The sequence below is a fragment of the Pseudomonas lini genome (assembly GCF_030812475.1).
GTDB lineage: Bacteria > Pseudomonadota > Gammaproteobacteria > Pseudomonadales > Pseudomonadaceae > Aquipseudomonas > Aquipseudomonas lini_A.
Genome location: NZ_JAUSSR010000003.1, coordinates 65,206 through 90,879, shown reverse-complemented (window position 1 = coordinate 90,879; position 25,674 = coordinate 65,206). Strand labels below are relative to the sequence as shown.

The 25,674-nt window shown below is 59.7% G+C and carries 20 protein-coding genes; 13 read left to right on the top strand and 7 right to left on the bottom strand.

All coding sequences use genetic code 11. The features are described from left to right. Positions 1-605: 605 nt before the first annotated feature. From J2W17_RS06850 to J2W17_RS06820, 7 genes are all read right to left on the bottom strand, one after another. Positions 606-1,115, bottom strand: a complete 510-nt coding sequence (locus tag J2W17_RS06850; RefSeq protein WP_307331264.1) for a disulfide bond formation protein B — start codon at positions 1,113-1,115, stop codon at positions 606-608. Positions 1,116-1,542: 427 nt separating this feature from the next. Continuing rightward, positions 1,543-2,319, bottom strand: a complete 777-nt coding sequence (locus J2W17_RS06845; RefSeq protein WP_307331260.1) for an ABC transporter substrate-binding protein — start codon at positions 2,317-2,319, stop codon at positions 1,543-1,545. Positions 2,320-2,623: 304 nt separating this feature from the next. Next, positions 2,624-3,076: a molybdopterin synthase catalytic subunit MoaE gene (gene moaE, locus J2W17_RS06840; RefSeq protein ID WP_307331258.1), complete on the bottom strand. Its 453-nt coding sequence runs from the start codon at positions 3,074-3,076 to the stop codon at positions 2,624-2,626. Positions 3,077-3,079: 3 nt separating this feature from the next. Beyond that, complete coding sequence (moaD, locus tag J2W17_RS06835; RefSeq protein WP_307331256.1) at positions 3,080-3,322, bottom strand: molybdopterin converting factor subunit 1; 243 nt, start codon at positions 3,320-3,322, stop codon at positions 3,080-3,082. Further along, positions 3,319-3,792, bottom strand: a complete 474-nt coding sequence (moaC, locus tag J2W17_RS06830; RefSeq protein WP_307331253.1) for a cyclic pyranopterin monophosphate synthase MoaC — start codon at positions 3,790-3,792, stop codon at positions 3,319-3,321. The genes moaD and moaC overlap by 4 nt, the downstream gene beginning before the upstream one ends. A gap of 235 nt (positions 3,793-4,027) precedes the next feature. Next, positions 4,028-5,422: a PhoH family protein gene (locus tag J2W17_RS06825; protein WP_150763875.1), complete on the bottom strand. Its 1,395-nt coding sequence runs from the start codon at positions 5,420-5,422 to the stop codon at positions 4,028-4,030. Positions 5,423-5,759: 337 nt separating this feature from the next. Continuing rightward, complete coding sequence (locus tag J2W17_RS06820) at positions 5,760-6,884, bottom strand: polysaccharide deacetylase family protein (protein ID WP_307331246.1); 1,125 nt, start codon at positions 6,882-6,884, stop codon at positions 5,760-5,762. 268 nt (positions 6,885-7,152) lie between these two features. Between J2W17_RS06820 and yaaA the strand changes: the two genes are divergently transcribed. The 13 genes from yaaA (at position 7,153) to J2W17_RS06755 (ending at position 25,510) form a co-directional block, all read left to right on the top strand. Next, complete coding sequence (gene yaaA / locus J2W17_RS06815; protein WP_307331243.1) at positions 7,153-7,932, top strand: peroxide stress protein YaaA; 780 nt, start codon at positions 7,153-7,155, stop codon at positions 7,930-7,932. Positions 7,933-8,757: 825 nt separating this feature from the next. Further along, positions 8,758-10,074 carry a nucleotide sugar dehydrogenase gene (locus J2W17_RS06810; RefSeq protein WP_154998176.1) on the top strand — a complete coding sequence of 439 codons (1,317 nt, stop codon included), beginning with the start codon at positions 8,758-8,760 and terminating at the stop codon, positions 10,072-10,074. Positions 10,075-10,297: 223 nt separating this feature from the next. Then, on the top strand, positions 10,298-11,779 hold the full coding sequence (gene alg8 / locus J2W17_RS06805) for a mannuronan synthase (protein ID WP_373459967.1): 1,482 nt from the start codon (positions 10,298-10,300) through the stop codon (positions 11,777-11,779). A 35-nt stretch (positions 11,780-11,814) separates the two neighbouring features. Further along, positions 11,815-12,984, top strand: a complete 1,170-nt coding sequence (locus J2W17_RS06800; RefSeq protein WP_307331238.1) for an alginate biosynthesis protein Alg44 — start codon at positions 11,815-11,817, stop codon at positions 12,982-12,984. A 15-nt stretch (positions 12,985-12,999) separates the two neighbouring features. Then, entirely contained in the window at positions 13,000-14,502 is a 1,503-nt protein-coding gene (algK, locus tag J2W17_RS06795) for an alginate biosynthesis TPR repeat lipoprotein AlgK (RefSeq protein ID WP_307331234.1), read from the top strand. Next, complete coding sequence (locus J2W17_RS06790) at positions 14,499-15,986, top strand: alginate export family protein (protein WP_307331231.1); 1,488 nt, start codon at positions 14,499-14,501, stop codon at positions 15,984-15,986. Before algK ends, J2W17_RS06790 begins: the two co-directional genes overlap by 4 nt. A 26-nt stretch (positions 15,987-16,012) precedes the next feature. Continuing rightward, positions 16,013-17,599 (top strand): mannuronan 5-epimerase AlgG, encoded by a 1,587-nt coding sequence (gene algG, locus J2W17_RS06785; RefSeq protein WP_307331228.1) that lies wholly within the window; start codon positions 16,013-16,015, stop codon positions 17,597-17,599. 10 nt (positions 17,600-17,609) lie between these two features. Then, positions 17,610-19,058: an alginate O-acetyltransferase gene (locus J2W17_RS06780; protein ID WP_307331225.1), complete on the top strand. Its 1,449-nt coding sequence runs from the start codon at positions 17,610-17,612 to the stop codon at positions 19,056-19,058. Between the two features lie 11 nt (positions 19,059-19,069). Continuing rightward, complete coding sequence (locus tag J2W17_RS06775; protein ID WP_307331222.1) at positions 19,070-20,200, top strand: mannuronate-specific alginate lyase; 1,131 nt, start codon at positions 19,070-19,072, stop codon at positions 20,198-20,200. Between the two features lie 211 nt (positions 20,201-20,411). Next, on the top strand, positions 20,412-21,977 hold the full coding sequence (locus J2W17_RS06770; protein WP_150798867.1) for an MBOAT family O-acyltransferase: 1,566 nt from the start codon (positions 20,412-20,414) through the stop codon (positions 21,975-21,977). Positions 21,978-21,988: 11 nt separating this feature from the next. After that, positions 21,989-23,164, top strand: coding sequence for an alginate O-acetyltransferase (locus J2W17_RS06765; protein WP_307331217.1), 1,176 nt, complete (start codon positions 21,989-21,991; stop codon positions 23,162-23,164). 14 nt (positions 23,165-23,178) lie between these two features. After that, on the top strand, positions 23,179-23,832 hold the full coding sequence (locus tag J2W17_RS06760; RefSeq protein WP_307331214.1) for an alginate O-acetyltransferase AlgF: 654 nt from the start codon (positions 23,179-23,181) through the stop codon (positions 23,830-23,832). A gap of 226 nt (positions 23,833-24,058) precedes the next feature. Continuing rightward, positions 24,059-25,510 (top strand): mannose-1-phosphate guanylyltransferase/mannose-6-phosphate isomerase, encoded by a 1,452-nt coding sequence (locus tag J2W17_RS06755; protein WP_307331211.1) that lies wholly within the window; start codon positions 24,059-24,061, stop codon positions 25,508-25,510. Positions 25,511-25,674: the final 164 nt, after the last annotated feature.

Here is a 25,674-nt window from a genome sequence, read left to right as displayed (position 1 = left end):
CGACACCTGGGCGTCGCACGAAGCGGTCCGGCCTCTCGACGCCCTATTCCTGCTCGTGCACCTGTGTAAGGGCGAGCAGTGCCGGGAATTCAGTGCGGGCGATTGTAGTGACGTCGCGATTCATAAACCATGTCTCATCCCGAAATAATTTTTATCCATTTCAGCAACAATCATTCACGAATTTCGCAAAAGTCCGGCATGTTAACGAAATTAATTCTCAACAAAAACACCAAAAATAGTAGGTCTACCACGCTCATTTCAGACAGTATCGAAGGCTCCAAGCCCTCGTTCGACCCGGCCCAAGCCCCTACGTGACAAGGGCTCCGGCCATTCGCCAAGCCCTGTTAAAACTGCCTGTTGGGGCGTTTCAGGGGCGAGGCCACCCACCATTGATAAAGCCGCTTTTTGTTGCGTAGACTGGCGCGAATTCACGGCTTGGAAATGCCCTGCGACACTCGCGCTGTGACAACGTGTCGCACATGTGTCGCCCCCCGACTTGTCGCGCATCAAGGTCTTTTTACCCGCCCCCTGCCATGCAAAACGCCCCGGTGCTCTCAACGAGGACCGGGGCGTTTCGGGTTGCGATGGCGATGCGCCGGAAGGGCTTAGCGCAACGCGCTGCGGTTACGCGAGGTGAGCAGCGGCACGAGGATGACCACCAGTACAAAGGCTACCAGCGCCCATTGAGCCAGGGACAGCCCGAGAATCGGCGGGTAAGGCGTCGAGCAGAAACCGTCGACCTGGAAACCCAGCGGAAAGATTTTCGCCAGCGGCAATCCGTCGACAATGGGCTGCAGTACATCGATGCCGCAGCTGACGGTCGGATAGAACTGGGTGTAGACATGATGCCCGGCCACCCCGACGCCTGCCAGGGCGCAGATCACCACCAGGGTTTCGAACACCGTGATGCTGCGGCGGGTGCGCATGGCCGCGCCGATGAAGGCGAAGATCGCAATCAGCAGCAAGGCGTAGCGTTGCAGGATGCACAGGGGGCACGGCGCCTCGCCCAGGACGATTTGCATGTACAGCGCGCCGCCGATCAGCGCCAGGCAGATGGCGCCCAGTAACACCAGATAGCGCCGTTCACGACCCAACCGTATTGTTTCCTCGCTCATTGCGTTTCCCTTCTGAAGATCGATTGCCCAAAGTCTACACGCTGGCCCCGACCTTTGAGAGCCTGGCGCGCACGGGTAGGTATCGGGGAATAGACGACAGGCCGGTTAAGAAGGGATTAAATTGCGGCGATTGTGTTGAATGTTGACCAGGCCGATGGCTTCTGCGTCATAACACTGCCTGGAGCCGACTCCCACATTCCGATCACTGATGTGCATGGACTTTGTGTGCACCGCAGATCCCCTGTAGGAGCCGGCTTGCCGGCGAAGGCGGTGTGTGTCAGCCACCATAAATGCCGGATGGAATATCGCCTTCGCCGGCAAGCCGGCTCCTACACGAAATCAGCGTCGTTCACCGACTTGGCGTTCACTGCAGATCCCATGTAGGAGCTGGCTTGTCGGATCGCCGCACCGCAGCGAAGGCGGTCTATCAGTCGCCGTAGATATCGGACTTGAAGTACTTCTCGGAAATCTTCTGGTATTCGCCGCTGGCGCGGATGCCGTCTATGGCGCTGTTCAGTTGGGTCACCAGTTCGGTGTTGCCCTTGCGCACCGCGATCCCGGCGCCCTCGCCCACGTATTTCGGGTCCTTGAGCTCCGGCCCGACAAACGCGTAGCCCTTGCCACGGGGCATCATCAGAAAATCATTCAGCGGGATGGTGTCGGCAAAAATCGCATCGAGGCGACCGGCCGCCAGGTCCATGTAGATCTCTTCGTTGTTGCTGTAGCGCTTGACGTTGATGCCCTTGGGCTCGAACACCTCGGTGGCATAACGATCAGTAGTGGTGGCACGCTGCACGCCGATCGTCTTGCCTTTGAGGCTGGCGTACTGGTCATCCACCACCGCCCCTTCCTTCATCACCAGGCGCGATGAGGTGAAGTAGTACTTGTGGGTGAAATCCACCGACTTCTTGCGGTCTTCGTTGATGGTCATGGAGGACAGCGCCATGTCGATTTTCTTCACCTTCAGCGAAGGAATCAGGCCATCGAACTCACCTTCGACCCACTCGCACTTGACCTGCATCTGCGCGCACAGGGCATTGCCGATGTCGTAGTCGAATCCGACAATCTTGCCGTCCGGGCTTTTCGAGGCGAACGGCGGGTAGGCGGCTTCGATGCCAATGCGCAGGGTTTTCTCGGCGGCGAACAGGGTACTGCACGCCAACAGGCTCAGGGCCAGACCGGTGATGAGGGGGAATTTCTTCATGTTCGTTCTCTCGCGGGTTGTTGTTGGTTTGGCAAGACGAAGAAAGAGCTGAAACAGGGAGACCTTTTTTGTACTTATAAATCCATACTGGACTTTTATGTATAAGCCGTCAATTGGGGAAAATCAAGAGGTGCCGGCCGGTGGTCGGGAGGTGGTCAGGGAGTTTTTCAGTGGAGCGGAAAGCCTCTTCGCGAGCAGGCTCGCTCCCACAGGGAATTTGCGTCGTACACAAAGTTTGTGTCCATGCAGATCTAATGTGGGAGCGAGCCTGCTCGCGAAGGCGTACTGGAATGCGAAGCGAAAATCACTGCTTCCAGCGATCCGCCGCCGCATGATCACTGTCGCGCCCTTCCACCCAGCGCGCACCATCGCTGGTGGTCTCTTTCTTCCAGAACGGTGCGCGGGTTTTCAGGTAGTCCATGACAAAGGCGCAGGCGTCGAACGCCGCCTGGCGGTGGGCGCTGGCAGCGCCGACGAAGACGATCGGCTCGCCCGGCTCCAGGGCACCGATGCGATGCAGCACTTCCAGCTTGAGCAGCGGCCAGCGCTGCTCGGCCTCAACGGCGATCTTGCCGAGGGCTTTCTCGGTCATGCCCGGGTAGTGCTCCAGAAACATCCCGGCCACATCGAGGCCGTCATTGAAGTCGCGAACGTAGCCGACAAAACTCACCACTGCACCGACGCCGACATTGGCAGCGTGCATGGCATTGACTTCAGCACCCGGATCGAACGCCGTGGACTGCACGCGGATCGCCATGGTTCAGCCCCCGGTCACGGTCGGAAAAAATGCCACTTCATCGCCATCGCTCACCGGTTCGTCGAGCTGGCACAAGTCTTCGTTGCGGGCGCACATGAGGTTCTGCTCGCTCAGCACCTCGGCGCCGTCACGCCGGGCCAGCAGCGCACGCACGTCATCGACGGTGGCGAAATCGCCTTCAACCTCCACCGAGTCGACGCCCAGCGCTTCGCGGTAACGGGCGAAAAACTTCACAGTCAGGTTCATGGCTGATCCGCCTGGAAATGGCCGCTCTTGCCGCCGAGCTTCTCCAGCAGCCGCACGCTTTCGATCGTCATGCCGCGGTCCACGGCCTTGCACATGTCATAGATCGTCAGAGCCGCGACGCTGGCGGCGGTCAGGGCTTCCATTTCGACGCCGGTCTGCCCGGACAACTTGCAACGCGCGACGATGCGCACGGTATCGTCGCCATCGGCACTGAGTTCGACCTTGACGCCGGTGAGCAGCAATGGATGACACAGGGGAATCAGATCGCTGGTTTTCTTTGCCGCCTGAATGCCGGCGATGCGCGCCACGGCAAACACGTCACCCTTGGGATGACCGCCGCTGACGATCATTTGCAGGGTGTCGGGCAGCATGCGCACCAGCGCCTGGGCCGTCGCTTCGCGGAACGTCACGGCTTTTTCGGTGACGTCGACCATGTTGGCGCGACCTTGGGAATCGAGATGAGTCAGCACAGGGATACTCCTGATCAGGAGCGTCGATTGTAAACCTGTGGGTCAGATTTCCGCACGCTTGATTATGTGTTCACCGCAGAACCCTGTGGGAGCGAGCTTGCTCGCGATAGCGATCTGACATTTAGCATTGATGTGGACTGATACACCGCTATCGCGAGCAAGCTCGCTCCCGCAGGGTTATTCGTTGAGCATAAAAACCGGGCGACCTTTAGGCCGCCCGGTTTTGGTGAGGGGGTTACAAATGCGATTCGGCGTATTCAGCCAGAATCGAACGCGGTACCCCTTGTAGCGTGATGTGCACACCGTTGGGGAAATCCTTGAAGCGTTCGGTCAGGTAGGTCAGCCCGGAGCTGGTCGCGGACAGGTAAGGGGTGTCGATCTGCGCCAGGTTGCCCAGGCACACCACTTTGGAACCGGCGCCGGCACGGGTGATGATGGTTTTCATCTGGTGCGGCGTGAGATTCTGGCATTCGTCGATCAGGATCAGGCTCTGCTGGAAGCTGCGACCCCGGATGTAGTTGAGGGATTTGAACTGCAACGGCACTTTGCTGAGGATGTAGTCGACGCTGCCATGGGTGCTTTCGTCATCCATGTGCAAGGCTTCGAGGTTGTCGGTGATGGCGCCCAGCCAGGGCTCCATTTTTTCCGCTTCGGTGCCGGGCAGGAAACCAATCTCCTGGTCCAGCCCCTGCACGCTGCGGGTCGCGATGATCCGCCGGTAGCGCTTGCTGACCATGGTCTGCTCGATCGCCGCCGCCAGGGCCAGGATGGTTTTACCCGAGCCGGCGGCGCCGGACAGGTTGACCAGGTGGATATCCGGATCGAGCAAGGCGTACAGCGCCAGGCTCTGGTAGATGTCACGGGGTTTCAGGCCCCAGGCTTCCTGGTGCAGCAAGGGTTCCTGGTGCAGGTCGAGAATCAGCAGCCGGTCTTCCTCGATTTCCTTGATCCAGCCGACAAAACCCTGTTCATCGATGATGAACTCATTGATGTGCACCGCTGGCAGGTTGTCGATCAGTTGCACCTGGTGCCAGGTGCGACCGTGGTCCTGACGGGTTTCGACATTCTTCACGCGGTCCCAGAAGGAGCCGTCCATGTTGTGGTAACCGTTGGGCAGCAGCGAGACGTCGTCAACCAGCTGGTCGGTGCTGTAGTCCTCGGCCGCAATCCCGCAGGCCCGGGCCTTGAGGCGCATGTTGATGTCTTTGGTGACCAGCACCACGGGCAGCTTGGGCTCGCGCGCGTGCAGGTCGATCAACTGATTGATGATGATGTTGTCGTTCAGGTGCTCGGGCAGAATGATATTCGGTTCGGCACGCTTGCTCATCAGGATCGACAGCAAACCCTTGGGCCCGCTTTTGCCACGCTGGATCGGTACACCCAGTTCAACGTCTTCAGGGCTGGCATCGCCCAGGGTCTTGTCGATCAGGCGAATGGCCTGGCGGCATTCCGCGGCCACGCTGTGATGCCCGCTCTTGAGCTTGTCCAGCTCTTCAAGCACGGTCATGGGGATGGCGACGTGGTGTTCTTCGAAGTTAAGCAGGGCGTTTGGATCGTGGATCAATACGTTGGTATCGAGTACATAAAGGATTGGCTGGTTGGAGGAAAAACTACGTCCGTGATCATCCATACTCGGTCACCTTTGTGGGAGCCAGTCGACGCAATACCGTGACAGTGCTGCGCCTCGAAGTGGCCACCGAATTCACTTGCGAGGGTTCAAGTGAACTTGCACACAAATGGGAGTCTTGGAAGACGCCACCTGTCTGCAGGTTTCGGCGGTCTGTCTTCGTAATACTCCAAAACCTGTGACAGGAAAAAGTACTTTGACGCTTTTTTTAAGTTTATTTTTCAGAATGACGAATAGCCCTTGGCGTGCAGGCAATGTGCCGTTAAAGTCGGAAGTCAACCTGCATAGAATTCTCCCCCAGATTCGCCCTTCGCCCAATGTTTACGGCCTTTTGCCGTTTTCAGCGAAAACCATCCTGACAGTCTTCCCAACCGATCCCGCTTTGCGCCGTTTGCGTGATGAGCCAGGGCATCGCCGTTTTCACGCCATCCTGCTTGATGTTGAAATTGATCACGCCGTGGCGCCATAACAGCATCAGGGTCAATACGCGTTGCGCGCTTTGGTCGGGCTTGAGCTTGCCGGCACCATCCTGGGCATCGATGTCCCACAGCGCCACTTGCAGGCCCTGGGCCTTGAAGAAGCTTTCGGCGTCCGCTCGACGCTGACCGTCAGGCGGGCGGAACAGCGGCACGTAATTCTCCGGCAGTTTGCCCTTGACCAGCTCGACGCTGCGTCGCACCGAGTCCTGCCAGTCCAGCCAGTGGCTGTGGGAGCGGAACTCCCAGCCTTGCACGCCGATGCAATGCGTTGAGTAAGTCGCTTGCAGGCTGGCGACCGAGCGTTCGGCCAGACGCGCCTGGATGTCCTTGCCGAGGACGAAGAAGGTGGCGCTCATGTTCGACTTGCGCAGGTACTCGGTCACCCAGGCAGTGTTGTCCGGGGCGGCATTGGCGGCGCTGTCGAAGGTCAGCAGGAACAGCCGGTCATTCATCTGATCGCCGCTGCGCTCATAGTCGCCAAAACGATCGACTTCGCTGCTGGTTTGCGGGAACAGCGCAGCCTTGCGCAGTTGCTCGTCCAGGTAGCGGGCATGGAACTGCCGACTCGGCTCGGCCCACTTGATGTAGTAGCTGTCGTCACTGACCTGAAACCTGGCCGCTTGCCGGCGCAAGGTCTCCAGGTCCTCGACCAGGAAACAGAAGGAGGCATCCTGATCGCAGCTTCGCTGGGCGAAGTTGTAATTGACCAGCAAACGCTGCCACAGGCGCTGGCGCAGGTGGTCGACCGACTGCAGATTGATGGTGCGCAGGCCCAGGCGCTGGGCCAGTCCCGGTTCGTCGAGGGATTCGCTGGCCAGCAGGACTCGGGCGAACGCCAGGATTTCGGCGCGTGAGGCGACATCGAACAGGGTCGGGTTGTCGAGCTGTTCGGGCCAGGTGCTGCGCTCGAGCGTCGCCACCTCGCCCGGCGCGGCCAGGGCACCGAAGCTCAGGAGCCAGGCAGAGAAAAGAAGAGCGATGCGCAATGGGATGTCTCCATAACAAAACCCGGGCGGCACTATAGCTGATGAGACACACATTCCCGCAGCAGCACTGAACCTTTGTGGGAGCGAGCCTGCTCGCGAATGCGGTGTGTCAGTAGGCATCATCGGAAACTGACACACCGCATTCGCGAGCAGGCTCGCTCCCACAGGGTTTTGTGGATAGCCACCGATCATCACCTATGGACGTGATAGCTGGAGTCAACACGGACAACCCCCTAGAATCGCCCCCACGATTAAAGGAGACGACTTCATGCTGATGGTGATTTCCCCCGCCAAGACCCTCGACTACGAAACACCGCCGGCAACCCAGCGCTTCACCCAGCCGCAATACCTCGACCATTCCCAGGAGCTGATCCTGCAACTGCGCGAGTTGAGCCCGGCGCAGATCAGCGAGTTGATGCATGTCTCCGACAAGATCGGTGGGCTCAACGCCGCGCGTTTCGGCAGCTGGACCCCGGCCTTTACCCCCGCCAACGCCAAACAGGCACTGCTGGCGTTCAAGGGCGATGTGTACACCGGGCTGAACGCGCAAACCTTCAGCGAGGCCGACTTCGATTACGCCCAGCAGCACCTGCGCATGCTGTCGGGCCTCTATGGCCTGCTGCGCCCACTGGACCTGATGCAGCCGTATCGCCTGGAAATGGGTACCAAACTGGCCAACGCCCGCGGCAAGGACCTGTATGCCTTCTGGGGTACGCGGATCAGTGAATGGCTTAACGAAGCACTCGCCGATCAAGGCGACGACGTGCTGCTGAACCTGGCTTCCAACGAGTACTTCTCGGCCGTCAAGCGCAACGCCCTGAACGCGCGCATCGTCAACACCGAGTTCAAGGACCTGAAGAACGGCCAGTACAAGATCATCAGCTTCTACGCCAAAAAAGCCCGGGGCATGATGAGCCGGTTCGTCATTGAAGAACGGGTCAACGATCCGGCAACCCTGAAACAGTTCGATGCACAGGGCTATCGCTACAGCGTCGAGCAATCCTCACCGGACAATCTGGTGTTTCTGCGCGATCACGCACCCGAGTAGTCACCCGGTCGGCGCATGACGCTTCGAGTTCCGTCATGCGCCGACGTCTGATCGTCGAACAATCCTTCGCCCGATCCGACACCTTATTGACGCCAGAAATCCAGCACCCAAATCCCTAACTTTAGTTTCACTCGACTTGGCTGATTTTTTTCCGTAGTGGCACCGAAAATTTTCAGCGGTAGTGGCACATTCCTATCTATTGCGCTCATAACCCCATGTATCAAGGGTGAAACAGACGTTGCTATCAATTTGAAAGCAGTGCCATCTTTGTCAATATTTCAAGAAATTTCAGAATTCGCGATGAGCGGACCGGAACTATGTCCAGATGCGTAGTTCATACCACCGGTAACGATTCTCCCGGAGCATGTGCGAGATAACTTACGCAGAGAAGTGATTGACGTAGCGAAGTTGTCACATGGAACTTGCGCTACTGGTCCCTGATTTGGGCAACACCTGAAGGACAGGAGATAACGCATCAATACTATCCCCTACCAGGCCAAGGCCGCGCCCCTATAAACGTGCTCGCCTGAGCACCCAACCGCTTGATTTACGGGCTTTTTGCCTGGCATTGAGCGCGCAAGACCCTTGCACCCGCGACTTCTACAGAGAAGCTCGGCTGCAAGACGGGGTAAATCATAATAATAAGGCCTAGTTGCGCACAATCTGAGTGACCTGTTTAGACACTCGGAACTTATTATGCCTGCACGCTGCATTGTTGCGCCTGTAAGGCCGCACTTGCGAGTGCATCACGACCGCATAACACCATTAATTCCGGCCATGTAATGGCCTGATGAAACAGACTTGATTAACTGAGAGGTAAATGCGATGCGCATCAGCATATTTGGTTTGGGTTACGTCGGTGCAGTATGTGCCGGTTGCCTGTCTGCACGGGGCCATGACGTCGTTGGCGTCGATGTCGCCAAAGACAAGATCGATATGATCAATGCCGGCAAATCGCCGATCGTTGAACCGGGTCTGGGCGAACTTCTGCAGAAGGGCATCGAGACGGGCCGCCTGCGCGGTACGACCAACTTCGCCGAAGCGATTCGCGACACCGACCTGTCGATGATCTGCGTCGGTACGCCGAGCAAGAAGAACGGCGACCTGGAACTGAACTACATCGAAGCCGTGTGCCGCGAGATCGGTTTTGTCCTGCGTGACAAGACCACCCGCCACACCATCGTGGTTCGCAGCACCGTGCTGCCGGGCACCGTGGCCAACGTCGTGATCCCGATCCTCGAAGACTGCTCCGGCAAGAAAGCCGGCGTCGATTTCGGTGTTGCGGTGAACCCTGAGTTCCTGCGTGAAAGCACCGCGATCGCCGACTACGACCTGCCACCGATGACCGTCATCGGCGAGTTCGACAAGGCATCGGGCGACGTTCTGCAATCGTTGTACGAAGAACTCGACGCACCGATCATCCGCAAGGACATCGCTGTCGCCGAAATGATCAAGTACACCTGCAACGTGTGGCACGCCACCAAGGTGACCTTCGCCAACGAAATCGGCAACATCGCCAAGGCTGTCGGCGTCGATGGTCGTGAAGTGATGGAAGTGGTCTGCCAGGACAAGACGCTGAACCTGTCCCAGTACTACATGCGTCCTGGTTTCGCGTTCGGCGGCTCTTGCCTGCCGAAAGACGTGCGTGCCCTGACCTACCGCGCCGGTTCCCTGGACGTGGAAGCGCCGCTGCTCAACTCGCTGATGCGCAGCAACGTGTCCCAGGTGCAGAACGCCTTCGACATCGTCTCCAGCCATGGCAAACGCAAAGTCGCCCTGCTGGGCCTGAGCTTCAAGGCCGGCACCGACGACCTGCGCGAAAGCCCGCTGGTTGACCTGGCGGAAATGCTGATCGGCAAGGGCTACGACCTGAGCATCTACGACGCCAACGTCGAATACGCCCGCGTTCACGGTGCGAACAAGGATTACATCGAGTCGAAGATCCCTCACGTCTCGTCCTTGCTCAACGCCGATTTCGACAGCGTGATCGACAACAGCGACGTGATCATCCTCGGCAACCGTGACGAGAAGTTCCGTGCACTGGCGCAACAGGCGCCACAGGGCAAGCAAGTGATCGACCTGGTCGGCTTCATGTCCCAGGCCACCAGCGTCAGTGGCCGCACCGAAGGCATCTGCTGGTAACACCTTCCCGTAGGAGCCAGGCTTGCCGGCGAACCAGACGACGTGATGTGTCAGGTTCGCCGCCTTCGCTCCTGTAGGAGCCAGGCTTGCCGGCGAACCAGGCAACGCGGTGTGTCAGGCACGCAGCCTTCGCGGGCAAGCCTCGCTCCTACGGTTTTTATGCCTGCCTTAACCCCATCGGGCCACCCCACAGGCTCGCCCGAGATCGAGACGGATGCAGATTATGCACAGGCTAAAGCACGGCCTACTTCAGGCCGCCGGTTGGCTGTTTTACCTAAGTTTATTGATGGGCATCGCCATGGCGTTGCCTGCGTCCACGTTCGACTCCGAGTCGAGGGACTTTATCTTCCTGATCGGTATCGTCGGTATCTGGCGCTATTCGATGGGTGCCACGCACTTTCTGCGCGGCATGCTGTTTCTGTACGTGGTCTATCCGCACCTGCGGCGCAAAGTGCGCAAGCTGGGGAAAGCGGCAGACCCGTCCCATGTGTTCCTGATGGTCACCAGTTTCCGTATTGACGCGCTGACCACCGCCCAGGTCTACGCCTCGGTGATTCGCGAAGCGATCGACTGCGGCCTGCCGACCACCATGGTCTGCTCCATCGTGGAAATGTCCGATGAGAAGCTGGTGAAAAGCCTGTGGTCACGGATGAATCCACCGGACCGCGTCAAGCTCGACTTCGTGCGCATTCCCGGCACCGGCAAGCGCGACGGCCTGGCCTACGGTTTCCGCGCCATCTCCCGCCACTTGCCGGACGACCGCGCCGTGGTTGCAGTGATCGATGGCGACACCGTGCTGGCCGAAGGCGTCGTGCTCAAGACCGTGCCGTGGTTCCAGATGTTCGGCAATGTCGGCGGCCTGACCACCAACGAGTTCTGCGAAGTGCGCGGCGGCTACATCATGAGCGAATGGCACAAACTGCGCTTCGCCCAGCGGCACATCAACATGTGCTCGATGGCCTTGTCCAAGCGCGTACTGACCATGACCGGCCGGATGTCGGTGTTCCGCGCCTCCGTGGTCACCAACCCGGACTTCATCGCCGACGTCGAAAGCGATTCGCTGCAACACTGGCGCCTGGGTCGCTTCAAGTTCCTCACCGGTGATGACAAGTCGAGCTGGTTCAGCCTGATGCGCCTGGGCTACGACACGTTCTACGTGCCGGATGCCGCGATCCACACCGTGGAACACCCGCCGGAAAAAAGCTTCATCAAGGCCAGCCGCAAACTGATGTTCCGCTGGTACGGCAACAACCTGCGCCAGAACTCCCGCGCCCTCGGCCTGGGGATGAAACGTCTCGGCCTGTTCACTTCGGTGGTGCTGTTCGACCAGCGTGTGTCGATGTGGACGTCGCTGCTTGGCCTGACGGTCGCGCTCATCGCTACCTTCAAGTACGGCGCCGCGTTCATCCTGGTTTACCTGCTGTGGATCGGCATTACCCGCCTGATCCTGACCGTGCTGCTGTCGTTGTCCGGTCACAATATCGGCCCGGCCTACCCGGCGATTCTCTATTACAACCAGATCGTCGGCGCGCTGGTGAAGATCTATGTGTTCTTCCGCCTCGACCGACAGTCCTGGAGTCGCCAGCCCACTTCCCTGACCCGTGATCTCGCCAGCTTTCAAGGTTGGTTCAACACTTGGTCGTCTCGGACCATGACCTTCTCCGCCGGCAGCATTTTTGTTGCCGTGCTGCTGATGATGGTCTGACCGAACTCGCCTGAATTAACTAGGAAATCGTCTATATGAATACCGCCGTCAACGCCAACGTAGTGCATGAATCAGAAGCCCAGCGCCAACACGCCCGAGTGAAAATCCCGGCCAAGCTGCGTTTCTTCGGTCCTGACCGGACTCCGGTTGAAGCCCGGGTCATCGACCTCTCCGCTGGCGGCCTGGCTTTCAACGCCGGTCAGTTGCCACTCAAGGTCGGCGAGGTCTACAAGGCTCGCCTGCAATTCGTCATCGACAACCTCGGCCTGGCCATGGACGTGGAGCTGCAAGTACGCTCCTTCGATCGCGAGACCGGCCGAGCCGGTTGCCAGTTCCAGAACCTGGAGCCGCGGGACATTTCCACCCTGCGCCACCTGATCACTTCGCACCTGGCCGGCGACATCGTCAGCGTCGGCGAGATGCTGGCGACCCTGCAGCGCGACAACTTCACCAAGGCGCGCAAGGTCAACGATGGCGGCCACGGCATGACCGCGTTCGGTCGTCTGCGCGCAGTGACCTTCAGCCTGGCGATTTTCCTCGTCGGCCTGGTGGCCTTCGGTTTCATCTTCAAATCGGTGTACGGCATGTACTTCGTCAGCCACGCCCAGGCTGGCCTGGTCAGCGTACCGGCGATGAACATCACCATGCCCCGTGACGGCACCGTGCAGAGCTTGATCAAGGCCGACGGCGTTGCTGCAAAAGGCGCCCCGCTGGCGACCTTCAGCACCAGCATGCTCGACGTGCTCAAGGGCCATCTGGACGACAATCAACTGCAGCCGGCCAAGGTTGAAGAGCTGTTCGGCAAGCAAATGACCGGCACCCTGACCTCGCCATGCGATTGCACCGTGGCGCAGCAACTGGTTGCCGACGGTCAGTACGCCAGCAAGGGTGACGTGATCTTCCAACTGGTGCCGCGTAACAGCGAAGCCAACGTCGAAGCGCGCTTCTCCTACCGCCAGTTCGGCGAAGTACTGCCAGGCAGCACGGTCAGCTTCCAGATCGCCGGCGAAGACACCGTCCGCAGCGGCAAGATCGTCAGCAGCACCAGCCTGAACAGCGCCGACCTGTCGTCCGACATCCGCGTACAAATCAAGCCTGACGAGCCGCTGAACAGCGCTTTCGCCGGTCGTCCGGTTGAAGTGAACAGCACCCGTGGTCCGAACCTGAACTGGCTGATCGACAAAGCCATGGCCGCCGGTCTTTAAACAGAGGACATGCCCGTGACGACTCCAACTATCCTCACAACACCGCAAACCCTGTGGGAGCGAGCCTGCTCGCGAAGGGGTCGCCTCGGTTTGTCTGATGCACCGAGCCGGAGCCTTTGCGAGCAGGCTCGCTCACACATGGGCTCCCTGTGCGCAGTTGCATTGGCCGTGAGCCTGGCCGGTTGCGCCGGTCTGCCCGACCAGCGCCTGGCCAACGAAGCCCTCAAGCGCGGCGATACCGCGCTGGCGGCACAGAACTACAAGCAACTGGCAGACCTGGGTTACAGCGAAGCCCAGGTCGGTATGGCCGATATCCAGGTCGACAGCCGTGACCCGGCGCAGATGAAACAGGCCGAGGCGACTTACCGCGCCGCGGCCAGCGTCTCGCCGCGGGCTCAGGCACGCCTGGGTCGTCTGCTGGTGGCCAAGCCCGGTTCCACCGAAGCCGAACAGCAGGAAGCCGAAGGTCTGTTGAAGAAAGCCTCCGCCGCCGGTGAACGCAATACCCTGATCCCGTTGGCGATGCTGTACCTGCAATACCCCCACAGTTTCCCTAATGTCAACGCACAGCAGCAGATCAGCCAATGGCGCGCCGAAGGCAAGGCGGAAGCGGGCCTGGCCCAGGTGCTGCTGTATCGCACCCAGGGCACTTACGACCAGCATCTGGACGAAGTGGAAACCATCTGCAAGGCCGCGTTGGCCACCACCGACATCTGCTACGTCGAGCTGGCAACGGTCTATCAGAAGAAAGCGGCGCCTGAGAAACAGGCAGAGCTGATCAAGCAGATGCAAGCCGCCCAGGCTCGCGGTGCGGTATCCGCTCAGCGCGTGGACAGCGTCGCTCGCGTACTGGGCGATGCAACCCTGGGCACGACCGATGAGAAAACCGCGCAGTCGCTGCTCGAAGGCATCGCACCGGGCTACCCCGCTTCCTGGGTCAGCCTTGCGCAATTGCTCTACGACTTCCCGGAACTCGGCGACGTCGACACCATGATGAAGTACCTGGACAACGGCCGCGCCGCCGACCAGCCCCGCGCCGAACTGTTGCTGGGCAAGCTCTACTACGAGGGCAAGATGGTCCCGGCCGATGCCAAGGTCGCCGAAGAGCACTTCAAGAAAGCCGTCGGCCGGGAAGTGGCCGCCGATTACTACCTCGGCCAGATCTACCGCCGTGGCTACCTGGGCGAGGTCTACTCGCAAAAGGCCCTGGATCACTTGTTGACCGCTGCGCGCAACGGCCAGAGCAGTGCCGACTTCGCCATCGCCCAATTGTTCTCCCAAGGCAAGGGCACCAAGCCCGACCCGCTTAACGCTTATGTCTTCAGCCAATTGGCCAAGGCCCGGAACACCCCGCAAGCCACCGAGCTTGCGCAAACACTCGAAGCCCAGCTGCCGCCTGCCCAGCTTGCCGAGGCCCAACGCCTGTTGAAACAAGAACAGGCCGTTCGTGGTGCCTCGAGCCAGAACACCCTGGAACTGCATGCCCTGGAAGAAGAAGACGGCGAGGAATCCCTATGAAGTTGAATCCATTCGTTAAGGCCGGCATTGGCCTGTCATTCGCCCTGCTGTGGTCGTGCCCGACCCTGGCAGCCTTGACCGAAAGCAAGAACTACGGCCTTGACGTCAAAGTCACCGCCCAGTCCGAAGACGATACCGACCTGGGTACGGCGAGCGGCGGCGACGTCAATGGCGTCGGCCTCGACCTGCGTCCGTGGATCTATGGCGAGAGCGGCGCGTGGAGCGGCTACGCCATGGGCCAGGCCGTGACGTCCACCGACATCATCGAGACCGACACCCTGCAGCAATCCGACAGCGACGGCACCCAGGCCACCGACAGCGGTGATCGCAAGAGCAAGAAGAATTACCTGGCGATGCGTGAGTTCTGGGTCGGCTACAGCGGCCTGACGCCCTACCCTGGCGAGATCCTCAAGCTCGGTCGTCAACGCCTGCGCAATGACGACGGCCAATGGCGCGACACCAACATCGAAGCGCTGAACTGGACCTTCGACACCACCCTGTTGCGCGCCAACGCCGGTGTTGCCGAACGCTTCAGCGAATACCGCACCGACCTCACCGAACTTGCGCCCAAGGACAAGGATCGCCTGCACGCTTACGCGGATGCGGCGTACCAGTGGAACCCAGGCAACTGGGTCGGCATTCGCGGTCATCACACCCACGATGACGGCAAGCTGGACTACGCACAGCCGGGTGTAGCCGCCGATTCCCTGGACAAGAAAGAGAACGGCGACATCAGCTGGATCGGCCTCACCGCCGACAGCGATGCCTACAACTGGCGCAACACCAATACCGTCAATTACTGGGGCAGCATCACCGGCATGAGCGGCGACCGCGACCGGGTCAACCCGCTCAACGCCGACGGCACAGCGCCGGCACAAGCCAAGAACAGTGGCGATGTCGATGGCTGGGCCACCGACCTGGGCGTGCGTCTGCGCCTCGATCCGCAATGGCAAGTCGGTGCAGCCTATGCCCGCGCCAGCGCCGATTACGAACAGAGCGGCCTGCAAAGCAACCGCTCGAACTACACCGGTACCCGCTCGCGGGTTCATCGTTACGGCGAGGCTTTCCGTGGCGAAATGAACAACATGCAGAGCGCCTCCCTGTTCGGTTCGTGGATGCTCAACGACGAATACGACGCCAGCGTGATCTACCACAAATTCTGGCGCGTCGACGGCAACAAGCCGGTCGGCAGCAACGGCATCAACGCCGTGCAGAACGACACCGATGACGTGACCGGCGCCGTGCTCTCCAGCACCTCGCTGCCGCTGGAAGATGGCAACAAAGACCTCGGCCAGGAAATGGATGTGGTCGTCACCAAGTACTTCAAGCAGGGCCTGCTGCCCGCCGCCTTGAGTCAATCGATCGATGAGCCTTCGGCCCTGGTGCGTTTGCGCGGCGGTGTATTCAAGCCGGGCGATGCCTACGGCAAAGGCGTCGACTCGTACATGCACCGTGCGTTTGTCGACGTGATCTGGCGCTTCTGATGCGAACAGCGAAGGGAGTTCCTCACATGAACAGTCCGAAGAGAGGCTCGATCACCTTGCTGGCCGGCGCGATGCTGCTGGCAAGCTCGGCGGCCTTCGCCAGCGTGGAGCCGGCAGCCCCTCAAAAAGGGAAGCCGGCCACCGTGGCCAAGGAACTGCAACAGGCCAGGACCTATACCGTCGCCAGTGCGCCGACCGCGCCGCTGGAGATGGAAAAGCCGAAACTGCCGGACACTTCCGGCTACACCGCCGAAGCCATCGCCGCGAAAATCGTGCGCACCAAGCCCGGCAAAATCAGCGTGCGTCGGATGATGCAGGAAGACGCCCTGAAGGACTTCATCGGCGGCGACAACAAGATGGCCGAATGGGTGGTGCGTCAGCACGGCATCCCGCAGGCGATCTTCGTCGACGACGGCTACATGAACCTCAAGGACCTGGCCAAGAAGGTACCCAAGCAGTACTTCAGCGAAACCTCGCCGGGCGTGTTCCTGGCGAAGTTGCCGATCGTGGTCGGGAACAAGGGCATCCTGGAAATCGACAAGCAGACCCAGGAATTGCGCCTGTCCCAGGAGGCCGGTTCGTTCCTGGTCAATGACGGTCAGTTGTTTGTGCGCGATACCAAAATCACCGGCTGGCGCGAGAAGGAAAACGGCCCGGCGACCTTCAAGTCGCCGAAGGAATTCCGTCCGTTCCTGCTGTCGTGGGGCGGTACCGAGACCTATATCGCCAACAGCAAGATGGCCAGCTTCGGCTACGCCAACAGTAAGTCCTACGGCGTGAGTATTTCCCAGTACACGCCGAACATGGCCAAGGTGCTCAAGCGCCCGGAACCGACTGGCTGGATCGTCGGCTCCGAGTTCTCGGACATGTGGTACGGCTTCTACTGCTACGAAGCCGAAGACTTCGTGGTCAAGGGCAACACCTACAAAGACAACATCGTCTACGGCATTGACCCCCATGACCGGTCGCACGGTCTGATTATCGCCGACAACACGGTGTACGGGACCAAGAAGAAGCACGGGATCATCATTTCCCGTGAGGTCAACGACAGCTTCATCTTCAACAACCGCAGCTACGACAACAAGCTCTCGGGCCTGGTGATCGACCGTAACAGCGTGAACAACCTGATCGCCTACAACGAGATCTACAAGAACCACACCGACGGCATCACCCTCTACGAGAGTGGCAACAACCTGCTGTGGGGCAACAAGGTGATCAGCAACCGCCGCCACGGCATCCGGATTCGTAACAGCGTGAACATCCGCCTGTACGAAAACCTGGCCATGGCCAATGGCCTGACCGGTGTGTACGGCCACATCAAGGACCTGAGCGACACCGACCGGGACATCGACCTCGATCCGTTCGACGCTCAGGTGTCCCTGATCATCGTCGGTGGCGAACTGGCCGGCAACGGCAGCGGGCCGCTGTCCATCGACTCGCCGCTGAGCGTCGAGTTGTATCGCGTGTCCATGCTCGCGCCGACCAAATCCAGCGGCATCAGCTTCAACGGGATTCTTGGCGAGCGCCAGGATGAAATTCTCGACCTGCTGGTGCGCCAGCAGAAAGCCGTGCTGATCGACCCTGTCGAACGCCAGACCGAAATGCAGGACTGAGGATAATTTTATGCGCCCACACTTGATCAAATTACTCAGCCTGTCGGCCCTGACCGCCGGCATTCTCGCGGCCAGCGCCGGTGCGCGGGCCGATGAAGCCAAAGCACCCAGCTTCAGCGCCGAACCGTGCTGCAACCTCTGCCCCGAAGCCCACGACGCCAAGAACTACACCACGCGCTACCAGCAGAACTTCACCACGCTGGTACAGGCCCAGGGTGACTGGCTGTTCCGGACCCAGGAAGACTTGCGCACCGAATTCGACACCACCCCCGCCGGCTACAAACGCATGAAAGAGCTGCACGACGCGTTCAAGAGCAAAGGCGTGGAACTCGTTGTCGTTTATCAGCCCACGCGAGGCCTGGTGAACCGCAACAAGCTCAATCCGCAAGAGAAAGCGCAATTCGATTTCGACAAGGCGCTGAAGAACTACAAGACCATGCTCGGCCGTTTCGCGCAGATGGGTTATGTAGTTCCGGACCTGTCGCCACTGACCAATGAATCGCTGCCCGACACCCTGCCGGCCCACGACTTCTACTTCCGCGGCGACCAGCACTGGACACCGTATGGCGCCCAGCGCACGGCAAAGATCGTGGCCGAGAAGGTCAAGCAGATTCCGGCCTTCGCCGACATTCCCAAGCGTGAATTCGAGACCCATAAGTCGGGTCGCATGGGCAAGACCGGAACATTACACAATATGGCCGGTCAACTCTGTGGCACCAGCTACGCGATCCAGTACATGGATCAGTTCACCACCGAGCCCAAGGGCGAAGCAGGCGATGGCGATCTGTTCAGTGACTCCGGCAATCCGGAGATCACCCTGGTCGGCACCAGCCACAGTGGCAAGAACTACAACTTCGCCGGTTTCCTCCAGGAGGCCATCGGCGCCGACATCCTCAACGTGGCGTTCCCCGGCGGTGGCCTGGAAGGTTCGATGCTGCAGTACCTGGGCAGCGAAGAGTTCCAGACCAAGCCGCCGAAGATCCTGATCTGGGAATTCTCGCCGCTTTATCGCCTCGACCAGGAAACCACCTACCGCCAGATGATGGCGCTGCTGGACAACGGTTGCGAAGGAAAGGATGCACAGATGACCGGCAGCACCACGTTGAAACCGGGCAAGAACGAATTGATGGTCAACACCAAGAACCTGAACCTGCAGAACAGCAGCCATCAGGTTGATATCCGCTTCGCCGATCCGTCGGTGAAAACCCTGCAAGCCACCCTCTGGTACATGAACGGTCGCCACGAGGACATCAAGATCGAAAAACCGGAAACCTCCGACACCGACGGGCGTTTCGCCTTTGAGTTGCGCACGGACGAAGACTGGGGCTCGCAGAATCTGCTGGCCGTCGAAGTCCAGGGCCCTGAAGCAGGTGCCGCGCCGCAGAAAGTCGAAGCGAAGATATGCAAACGCAATGTGTTCCCTGGCTTGGGGCAGCGTACCGCTCAAGCCGGGCAATGAGGCAACCTCTTATGACATGCATGCAAACTCGAACTTTGAAAAGATTGATCGCACCGTCCCTGTTGACCCTGGCCATGTTTGCCGGGGCGACTCAGGCCGCCGCGCCCCTGCGTCCACCCCAGGGTTATTTCGCGCCGATCGAAAAAGTCAAAACCGGTGACAAGAGCGAAGGCTGTGACGCAATGCCGACGCCCTACACCGGCTCATTGCAATTTCGTAGCAAGTACGAAGGCTCCGACAAGGCCCGTTCGACCCTGAACGAGGCCTCGGAAAAAGCTTTCCGCGATACCACGGCCGACATCACCAAGATCGAGCGCGCCACCAGCAAGCACGTGATGCAGTACATGCGTGACGGGCGCCCTGAGCAACTGGAATGCACCCTGAACTGGCTGACCGCCTGGGCCAAGGCCGATGCGTTGATGTCCAAGGACTTCAACCACACCGGCAAGTCCATGCGCAAATGGGCACTGGGCAGCATGGCATCGTCCTATGTCCGCCTGAAGTTCTCCGACTCTCATCCGTTGGCGAACCATCAGCAGGAATCGCAACTGATCGAAGCCTGGTTCAGCAAGATGGCTGATCAAGTGGTCAGCGACTGGGACAACCTGCCGCTGGAAAAAACCAACAACCACTCGTACTGGTCCGCCTGGTCGGTGATGGCAACCTCCATCGCCACTAACCGCCGCGACCTGTTCGATTGGTCGGTGAAGGAATTCAAGGTCGGCGCCAATCAAATCGACGCCGAGGGTTTCCTGCCGAACGAGCTCAAGCGTAAGCAACGCGCCCTCGCCTATCACAACTATGCCCTGCCGCCGCTGGCGATGATCGCCAGCTTCGCCCAGGTCAACGGTGTGGACTTGCGTCAGGAAAACAACGGCGCGTTGAAACGCTTGGGTGACCGCGTGCTCGCCGGCGTTGAAGACCAGGACGAGTTCGAAGAGAAGAGCGGCAAGGAACAGGACATGACCGACCTCAAGGTCGACTCGAAATTCGCCTGGCTCGAACCGTTCTGCTCGCTCTACACCTGCTCGGCGGATGTGCTGGAGAAGAAACACGAGATGCAGCCATTCAAGACCTTCCGCCTCGGGGGTGACCTGACCAAGGTCTACGACCCGGCTTACGAGAAAGGCAAAGGTTCCTAGGACAAACGCAAACCCCCTGTAGGAGCGAGGCTTGCCCGCGAAGAACGATGACACGGTTCATCCGTTCAACCGCGTAACGCCCTTCGCGGGCAAGCCTCGCTCCTACAGGGTCAGTGCAAGATTTGAGTTAAGTGATATTCCCCCGTTTTCTGGTGGGGGGGTTTGGGGGGGCTGCGGCCCTTGACTGTTGGTTAAACACGGAGAGATCGGGATGGTATTTTCGTCCAATGTATTCCTGTTTTTGTTCTTGCCGATCTTTCTCGGCATGTATTACCTGAGCGGAATACGCTATCGCAACCTGCTGCTGCTGATTGCCAGCTATGTGTTCTATGCCTGGTGGCGTGTGGACTTTCTGGCGCTGTTCGCCGCCGTCACGCTGTGGAACTACTGGATCGGGCTGAAAGTCGGTGCGGCAGGCGTCAGGACCAAACCGGCGCAGCGCTGGTTGCTCCTGGGCGTGGGCGTCGACCTGTGCATTCTCGGCTACTTCAAGTACGCCAACTTCGGTGTCGACAGCATCAACGCGATGATGACGTCGGTCGGTCTGTCGCCGTTCATCCTGACCCACGTGCTGCTGCCGATCGGGATCTCGTTCTACATATTCGAGTCCATCAGCTACATCATCGACGTCTACCGTGGTGACACCCCGGCGACCCGCAACCTGATCGATTTTGCTGCGTTCGTGGCGATCTTCCCGCACCTGATCGCCGGCCCGGTATTGCGTTTTCGCGACCTGGCCGATCAGTTCAACAACCGCACCCACACCCTCGACAAGTTCTCCGAGGGCTGCACGCGGTTCATGCAGGGTTTCATCAAGAAAGTCTTCATCGCCGACACCCTGGCGGTGGTGGCCGACCATTGCTTCGCCCTGCAGAACCCGACCACGGGCGATGCCTGGCTCGGCGCCCTGGCCTACACCGCGCAGCTGTATTTCGACTTCTCCGGTTACAGCGACATGGCCATCGGCCTGGGCTTGATGATGGGTTTCCGCTTCATGGAAAACTTCAAGCAGCCGTACATCAGCCAGTCGATCACCGAGTTCTGGCGGCGCTGGCACATCAGCCTGTCCACCTGGCTGCGTGACTACCTGTACATCACCCTCGGCGGTAACCGCAAGGGCACGCTGATGACCTATCGCAATCTGTTCCTGACCATGCTGCTCGGTGGCCTGTGGCACGGTGCGAACATCACTTACATCGTGTGGGGCGCCTGGCACGGCATGTGGCTGGCGATCGAAAAGGCCCTGGGCCTGAACACTTCGCCACGCAGCATCAACCCGATCCGCTGGGCACTGACGTTCCTGCTGGTGGTGATGGGCTGGGTGATCTTCCGCGCAGAAAACCTGCACGTCGCCGGCCGTATGTACGGCGCGATGTTCAGCTTCGGCGAATGGTCGCTGTCGGAACTCAACCAGGCCAGCCTGACCGGCCTGCAAGTGGCGACCCTGGTGGTGGCGTACGCAACCCTGGCGTTCTTCGGCATCCGTGATTTCTACAGCAACCTGCCACCGGAGAAGACCAAGCCTGCCGTGAACGTCGAGGCCAATGGCCCGGCCACTGCACAACCAGGAATGATCAAGGCCGTACCGGGTGACAACCCGGCCAGCATCCACGAGCCGGGTTACACCGTCGGCGTTGAAGCGACCGTGCAACCGGCCTACTGGACCGCCAACTGGTCGCGTTATGTGATGCGCGCCCTGGTCCTGCTGCTGTTCATTGCTTCGATTCTCAAACTCTCGGCGCAAAGCTTCTCGCCGTTCCTTTACTTCCAGTTCTGAGGGATCTGACCATGACCCGCTCATTACGCATCTTCTACATCGCCCTGTTCATGCTGACGCTGTTGGCCCTGGGCGTGTGGTCCACGCGCAGCTTCCTGGGCTTCAGTACCAACGCCGATGCGACAGTGCTCAACGGCCGCTGGTCCAAAGCCGTGGAAACGCACTACGACGAAGAGTTCCCGATCAAGCGCCTGGGCACCAACCTCTGGGCCGCGCTGGATTTCAAACTGTTCAATGAAGGTCGTCCGGGCGTCGTGCTCGGTCGCGACCAGTGGTTGTACAGCGATGAGGAGTTCAACCCGATCGTCAACGAAGAGCTGAACCTGCAAGGCAACTACGCGCTGGTCGAAGGCGTGCGCCAGACCCTGAAAGCGAAAGGCGTGAAACTGGTGATGGCGATCGTGCCGGCCAAGACTCGCCTGTATCCGGAACACCTGGGTGACGTGAAGCCTTCGAGCATCCACGCCAATCTCTACCAGGACTTCCACGCCCAGGTCGCTGCCAACAAGGTAATTGCTCCCGACCTGCTCGGCCCGCTGCTCAAGGGCAAGCTGGACGGTCAGCAAGTGTTCCTGCGCACCGACACCCACTGGACGCCGGAAGGCGCGCAAATCGCTGCCCAGACCCTGGCCAAAACCATTGCCGACCAGACGCCGCTGAGCGGTGAGCCGCAAAACTTCGTGACCGAAGCTGCGGAAAAGGTCACCCACAAAGGCGACTTGCGTCTGTTCCTGCCGCTGGATCCGCTGTTCGAAAACCTGATGCCGGCCACCGAGCCGTTGCAGAAGCGCAACACCGTGGTTGCTGAAGGCCAGGCTGGCGGTGATGACGCGCTGTTTGCCAACACTGAAGTACCGGTGGCCCTGATCGGCACCAGCTACAGCGCCAACCCTAACTGGAACTTCGTCGGTGCGCTCAAAGAAGCACTGCACAGCGACGTGGTCAATTACGCCGAAGACGGCCACGGCCCGATTCTGCCGATGCTCACCTATCTGAAAAGTGATGCTTTCAAGAACAGCCCGCCACAGGTGCTGATCTGGGAGTTTCCTGAACGTTATCTGCCTGTGAACAACGAAATCGGTGACGCCGACCCGCAGTGGGTCGCAGAGCTCAAAGAAGCCGGCGTTCGCCAACAAAACGTAGCCGCAAACACTAAATCCGAGACGCCCGACCGGGCGCAAAACTGAAAGAGAGGTACACCATGACTTTCACTACTACTCCTCGCCGTCTCGCTAAGACTTTGGCTCTGGTTGCTGGCATGAGCGCCCTGTCGATGCAGGCTTTCGCCGGCGACGCCGCGCTCTATGGCCCGACCGCTCCGAAAGGCTCGAGCTTCGTACGGGTCTACAACGCCGGTAACGCTGAAGTCAGCGCCACGGTCGGCAGCACCAACCTGGCCGAAGTCGCGCCGCTGTCCAGCACCGACTTCAGCTTCATGCCTGGCGGCGACTACAGCGCCAAGGTCGGCAGCCAGACCCTGCCGGTGAAACTGGCCGGTGACCACTATTACACCCTGGTCAACAATGCCAGCGGCGCGCCGCAACTGATCGAAGAGCCGCCGTTCAAGAACAAGCAGAAGTCCCTGGTTCGCGTACAGAACCTGAGCGACAAGGCCCTGACCCTGAAAACCGCCGACGGCAAGACCGAAGTGGTGCCGAACGTGGCCGCCAAGGGCCGTGGCGAGCGTGAAATCAACCCGGTCAAAGTCAGCCTGGCGCTATACGATGGCGCAAAGAAAGTCGGCGACGTGAAACCGGTTGCCCTGGAACGCGGTGAAGCCGCCGTGCTGTACGTCACCGGCACCGGCAGCAGCCTGTCGCCAGTCTGGGTAAAACGCCCGGTTTCGACGCGCTAATCAATTTTCCCGGACTGACCCATGTCCCCCTGTAGGAGCGAGCTTGCTCGCGAAAAACGCAAGGTCAACGCGTTTACCCAGACAGTACGCGTTTTCGTTGACGTCCATCGCGAGCAAGCTTGCTCCTACAAAGGACCGAGGTGTCAGTTGGGACACGAAACAAGAAAAAGAGTGAAACGACAGAACGCAGTAGCTCTGACCCATACGATTTTCAAGGAGTAACAACATGATTCCGGTGATCTTGTCAGGTGGTAGCGGCTCACGTCTTTGGCCGCTTTCGCGCAAGCAGTTCCCCAAGCAATTCCTCGCCCTGACCGGCGAACACACGCTGTTCCAGCAAACCCTGGAACGCCTGGTGTTCGAAGGCATGGACACCCCGATCGTGGTCTGCAACAAAGACCATCGTTTTATCGTCAATGAGCAGCTGGCGGCCCGTAACCTGGACACCCAGCGCATCCTGATGGAACCCTTCGGCCGCAACACTGCGCCGGCGGTGGCCCTGACGGCGATGATGCTGGTCAATGAAGGTCGCGATGAACTGATGCTGGTCCTGCCGGCCGATCACGTGCTCGAAGACCAGAAAGCCCTGCAACGCGCCCTGGCCCTGGCCACGGTCGCGGCCGAAAACGGCGAAATGGTGCTGTTCGGCGTACCGGCCACCAAACCGGAAACCGGCTATGGCTACATCAAGTCGACCAACGACTCGTTGCTGCCCGAAGGCGTCAGCCGTGTCTCGCACTTCGTCGAAAAACCAGACGTGAAACGCGCCACCGAGTTCGTCCAGTCCGGCGGTTACTTCTGGAACAGCGGCATGTTCCTGTTCCGCGCCAGCCGCTTCCTCGAAGAACTGAAAAAGCACGATCCGGACATCTACGACACCTGCGTCCTGACCCTGGAACGCAGCGAACAGGATGCCGATACCGTCGATATCGACTCCGCGACCTTCGCTTGCTGCCCGGACAATTCCATCGACTATTCGGTCATGGAAAAAACCCAGCGCGCCTGCGTCGTGCCGCTGACCGCGGGCTGGAGCGATGTCGGCTGCTGGTCGTCGCTGTGGGATGTGAACAAGAAAGACGCCAATGGCAACGTCACCAAGGGCGATGTGGTCATCCAGGACAGCAAGAACTGCATGATCCACGGCAACGGCAAGCTGGTGTCGGTGATCGGCCTGGAAAACATCGTGGTCGTCGAAACCAAGGACGCCATGATGATCGTCCACAAGGACAAGGTCCAGGGCGTGAAACAGATGGTCAACACGCTCAACGCGCAAGGTCGCAGCGAAACCCAGACCCATTGCGAAGTCTATCGTCCGTGGGGCTCCTACGACTCGGTGGACATGGGCGGCCGCTTCCAGGTCAAGCGCATCTCGGTCAAGCCGGGCGCCTGCCTGTCCTTGCAGATGCACCACCACCGCGCCGAACACTGGATCGTGGTCAGCGGCACTGCCGAAGTGACCTGCGACGAGAACGTGTTCCTGCTGACTGAAAACCAGTCGACCTATATTCCGATCGCTTCGGTCCACCGCTTGCGCAACCCGGGCAAGATTTCACTCGAGATCATCGAAGTGCAATCTGGCAGCTACCTGGGCGAAGACGATATCGAGCGGTTTGAAGATATCTATGGTCGTTCCAACCCGATCGAGCGTGGCGTTTCGGTGAAAACCATCGCGCAGTAAACGTTCGGTAATACAAAAGCCTCCATCCTGCTCACTGCGACCGCAGTGGGTGGGATGGGGGCTTTTTTTTGCCTGGATTTTTTGTTGCCCCGGCTGGCTTCTTCGCGAGCAGGCTCGCTCCCACAGGGTTCTGGGTTGATCACAGATCTTGTGTGCAAATCTGT